Raw genomic sequence first — 4663 nt, forward strand, 5'->3', positions numbered from 1 at the left:
CCGTTAATTTCATTGGTATATTGACTATGGGCATGACCACCGAAAATAACATCAAATTGAGGGAATTTTTCAGCAACGAGATCAATACCGTCATAACCGTGTTCGCCTTCAGGACCGATATGGTAAGCACCGACGAGGACGTCGTATTTACCTTCAAGTTCAGCTAAGACTTTTCCAGTTTCTTCGATGACATCTGTAAACTTTAGGCCAGCAAAGTGCTCAGGTGTACTAGCTTCCCAAATTGGTACATTTGGTGGCATCATACCGACTACTGCAACTCTGACACCTTGAATGTCAAAAATTTTGTATGGTGCAACAAAACGATCGCCTGTCGCTTCTTTATAAATATTTGAAGCTAATACACTACCGTTAAATCCAGCGATGTTTTTGTTAAGGAAATCCATGCTGAAGTTAAACTCATGATTACCGAGGACCCATGCATCGTAGCCAATCATATTCATGGCTTGGATCATTGGATGTACTGGCAAATCATTAAATAGCTCAGAACTATTGTCTTGCAATGTATCACCACAATCAAATAGAATTGAGTTTGGGTTTTGAGCTTTAAGTGTCTTGACCACAGTTGCAATTTTAGCGAGTCCGGCATCAGAATCAGGTGAATCTGTTGCATACTCGTAAGGATAGATACGACCGTGTAAGTCACTGGTTCCTAGGATCGAAATGTTGATTTCTTCATCAGCTGCAAACGCTGCAAATGGAATCGTAGTGAACATTAAGACCAGTGTCAATAAAATCGACAATTTTCTTTTCATTTTTTACCTCCCGTAGTTTTTAGTAACCCCAAAAAGTCCATATTATGGATAATATGATTATATCAAAAAAAAAGAAAATTCAATCAATTTAACAAACGTTTTATGATAATTTAACAAGCCCTGCTACAATCAAGTTTACATAAGAAATGAATAAGTCCTAAAGCCAATTAAGTAAGCCAATTAATCCATGGATTTATAAAATACTTTGTATAAAAGTCACAAAAAATATTGAAAAAAATTAACATCTTTTCAGATGTTTTTAATTGAATTGCAATCATATAGACACAAGCTAGACATATTTAGGCATTATAATAGATAGGTAACATAAGACTATAACAAAAGAAAGCGAGGATAGGTTTAAAAAATCTATATTTAAGTATGAAGAGAAAATTAATTATTGGTATTACAGTGTTTTCATTACTCATGTCAGGGTGTCAAGCAAAAGCAATTGATAATAATGCACCCTCTGAGTCACAAGAAACAAGTCCGCTTGCTACTCAAGAGAATGATGTAATTGCATCTGAAAAAGATGAAGCGGAGGCGGTCGATTACAATGCTGAAAAAGAAGCCTTGTTTGCCTTGATAAGTGAAGGCAGATTCGCTGAATATATAGAAGTTTTACCCAACTACCTAAATGATTTTTCGCAAGAAGATATTGATGCATTATTTATTGAACATTTTAAATACTTGGAATCAAATCTCATGGCGGAAATTAATCTCTATTACAGTGAAAGTCTAATGGGTATTCATGAAGAGATTGCGGGTGCATTAGCAGATCAGTCGAAATATGTGGTTTACGGCGAAACTAAAATGACACTTGTTGATAAGTTGAAAACAGAGGCTTTCAAGGATGTGATAAAGAATACCCTAGAAAAAGGCTATGCTTTATACAATGGAGAGGGAAGTTATTATCCTCAAATTGACTATGTTGAACTTGCAAACCTATACGAAGGTAAAGTTTCAGAAGCTTATAGTGCGTACTTAAACATAATGGGTGAAGAGTTGAAGCAACCTTTGACAGTTGAGGAGTACTTGTCCGTTGATTTAGAAACCTTAAAAAGTAGAATGTACACCTATGAAGCCTTTCTTCAAACATATGGGAAATCAGTGAAACAAGAACAACCTCAAATGTTTGAAAATGTAAGAATACTATTTTCTGTTGCCATTTGGAACACTGTAAACCCAAATGTCTTTAATGGTTTAATCGGAAATGATTTCTATCCAACACAAAGTCTTGTAGACTTCTATCAAGAGATTATTTCAGAGGCTCAGTATCCAATAACCACGGAAGCGGCATCTAGGATCTTAAAAATCATAGAAGAAAATCGAGATATGGTATTTGGTTCTTTTGAGAAGTTAGATGCATTATATCCCTTGTCTCAAAACATTGCCGATGATTTAAATATGAAATTAGAAATGTCATACAAGTAGGAATGGGTTTCCAAGACGGTTGGAAAAACAAACTTGAATTAAAAATCGCCATGTGCATTGAGTTAAGCTCAGAGCATATGGCGATTAATATTTTGGATCAACTTTTTTTCTTCTCGAAAAAAGTGATAACAAAAGAAATAATTAGTAATCCGATCGATAAATAATACATATTTTGATTGGCATTAATTGGGCATACATTTGATGCTTTAGCCGTATAAGTTGACCATAAAGTGCCTAAACTGATTATGAGCGCAATCAAGAAGAAGGCATCCGATAATTTTTTTATTTTTGAAGTTGTCGAGATATAATTTTGTATTTTTCTCATAAGTAACCATCCTTAAGCAAAACAAGTAGGTGATATATTTTTTAATAATATACCATGAAAATTCAGAAAAATCACATATGTTAAGAAAGCTTAAAGGAATAGGTATCTCTTCTTGAAATGTTCTAAGGTTGTTAAGTTTAAAGTCATTTGATACAATAAGGATAATAAATGACCATAGGAGCGTAAAATGCCAGTCGAAATAAATTTTATTATTTGGTTGCAATCGTTTAGCTCACCTATTTTAGACCAAATATTTGAGTACATTACAATACTTGGGGAAGCCTACACTTATATTATTATTTTAAGCATGTTTTATTGGTGTATTGATAAAGTGAATTCCAGAAGGGTTTTGTTGGCGATGACCTTGTCTGTTACTTTAAATGGGATGTTAAAAGAGATTTTTGATGCAGTGAGACCGATTGGGATAGAGGGGATAAAAAGTCTGAGAATCCAAACCGCAGAAGGCGCATCATTTCCTAGTGGTCATACACAGACCATTTCGACCTTTGTATTCTCTATGATTATGATTTATAAAAATAGTTTTATGAAGGTTCTCGGAGGTATTTTGATTTTTGCGGTTGCGATTTCAAGAGTCTATCTTGGGCTTCATTGGCCTAAAGATGTAATTGCAGCCGTTGTAATTGCCTATGTTGTGGTGAAGGCTTCTGAAATAATACATGAACGCGCACATAGATACAGTGACTTTTTACCATATTTTGTTATTTTAGTAATTGGTATATTATCACTTTTTGTTTTTAGAACGGACAATTATTTAAAGGGCGTTGCCATTCTATTAGGTTATATTCTCGGTTATTGGATTGAAGAAAACTTTGTTAATTTTGATGCCAGGGGACCATTAGATCTTCAAATCATAAAGTATATTGTTGGTATGGCCGGTCTTTTGGGAATTTTCATCGGCATGAAGATCTGGCTACCTAATACGGCGTTGATCGTATTTATAAGATACTTCGCAGCGTTACTTTGGGCCACAGCAGGCGCTCCTGCGCTGTTTGTTGCTATGCGACTTTCCAAACATCGAATTTTTTAAGAAAGTGAAATCAAATATGAATATTGAAAAAGGGATAAATTATTGTAAGGACAACCAGATTTTTGAGAGATTAAATGCAGTATATGAGTCAGTACCAACAGGCAAATGCAAGGGGTGTACCAAGTGCTGCCATGAGTCGGTCAACATATCTGTTGTTGAAGGCTTAAACATTATTTCGCATTATTATATGGGTGCAGATGGCAAGCTTGAATTGCCAGAGGGCTTGATAAAAAAATTGCTACAGCATCAGTTTTTAGAATGGGTAAAACCTCAAAAGTGTCCATTTTTAAATGAAGACAGTCGATGTGATATTTATGAAGCAAGACCCTTACCCTGTAGAATCTTTGGTAATAGAACCTTTGAAGCCTATCAAAAGAATCTGGATCAAGTTAGAAAGCAAAACATAAATGCGGCAAGATATGTTTTAAAGGAAATGGGTTTAAAAATTCCCAAAAGCGTCATCAATCGAACAATAGAATATTGTGAGCATTATCAAAGGCAACAAGTATTAAACACTGAAGACGTTAACGAAATGTATGATGTTTTGGTTAATCTAGATGGACGGTTGTATTTTGAGGCAATAATGAATGAAATGGATTTAAATCAACATTTAGTAGGTTTCTTTATTGAAAATATACTGATAGATGATGCTTTCGAGACAATTACATCTGACTTTATTTACAATCTTAAACTCGATGTTTTAAAGGGCATTAACTTGAATAAACCCTTATAATAGTATACAGATTTTTCAAAGTGTGACTTACTTAAAATTTAAAAATGACTATATCAAACCTAAAATTTGATATAGTCATTTTAATTTTATCAAGTGGTATATATACGAATGCTTTTATACCTTATACCTTATTCCTTATGCTCATGTTTAATAATAGTTCTTCCGGAATGCTTCCCTTTTAACATAGCGTCAATTCTTTGGTCGATTTCTGGAAGAGAAATGGTTTCCGTTGAACTGAACTGACTTGAAATGTCCCATTTACTTGCAAATAGATGCCAGATCTCTTTTCTTAAAGGCATATCACATTGAACAGAATCGATGCCATACAGGGTGACACCACGCAAAATGAAAGG

Annotated in this window: 5 protein-coding genes and 1 pseudogene; 3 read left to right on the plus strand and 3 right to left on the minus strand. The window is 34.3% G+C overall.

The genetic code is table 11. The features are described from left to right. The coding region (locus tag AC220I_RS18365; protein WP_486725318.1) for a metallophosphoesterase at nt 1-773 on the minus strand (773 nt) is incomplete at its 3' end. Between the two features lie 378 nt (nt 774-1151). On the opposite strand from AC220I_RS18365, the gene AC220I_RS18370 reads away from it, so the two are divergent. Continuing rightward, nucleotides 1152-2204, plus strand: coding sequence for a hypothetical protein (locus AC220I_RS18370; protein WP_486725319.1), 1053 nt, complete (start codon nt 1152-1154; stop codon nt 2202-2204). Between the two features lie 97 nt (nt 2205-2301). Here AC220I_RS18370 and AC220I_RS18375 read toward each other — a convergent pair whose 3' ends face one another. Then, on the minus strand, nt 2302-2529 hold the full coding sequence (locus AC220I_RS18375) for a hypothetical protein (RefSeq protein ID WP_486725320.1): 228 nt from the start codon (nt 2527-2529) through the stop codon (nt 2302-2304). Between the two features lie 187 nt (nt 2530-2716). On the opposite strand from AC220I_RS18375, the gene AC220I_RS18380 reads away from it, so the two are divergent. Both AC220I_RS18380 and AC220I_RS18385 read left to right on the plus strand, forming a co-directional pair. Beyond that, nucleotides 2717-3577: a phosphatase PAP2 family protein gene (locus AC220I_RS18380; protein WP_486725321.1), complete on the plus strand. Its 861-nt coding sequence runs from the start codon at nt 2717-2719 to the stop codon at nt 3575-3577. A gap of 16 nt (nt 3578-3593) precedes the next feature. Next, the gene (locus AC220I_RS18385; protein WP_486725322.1) at nt 3594-4310 is read left to right on the plus strand and encodes a YkgJ family cysteine cluster protein; all 717 of its coding nucleotides are present in this window, start codon (nt 3594-3596) and stop codon (nt 4308-4310) included. A gap of 128 nt (nt 4311-4438) precedes the next feature. Here AC220I_RS18385 and AC220I_RS18390 read toward each other — a convergent pair. Then, nucleotides 4439-4663, minus strand: a pseudogene (locus tag AC220I_RS18390) (oxidoreductase); the annotation flags it as partial.

It is taken from the genome of Fusibacter sp., assembly GCF_057447755.1.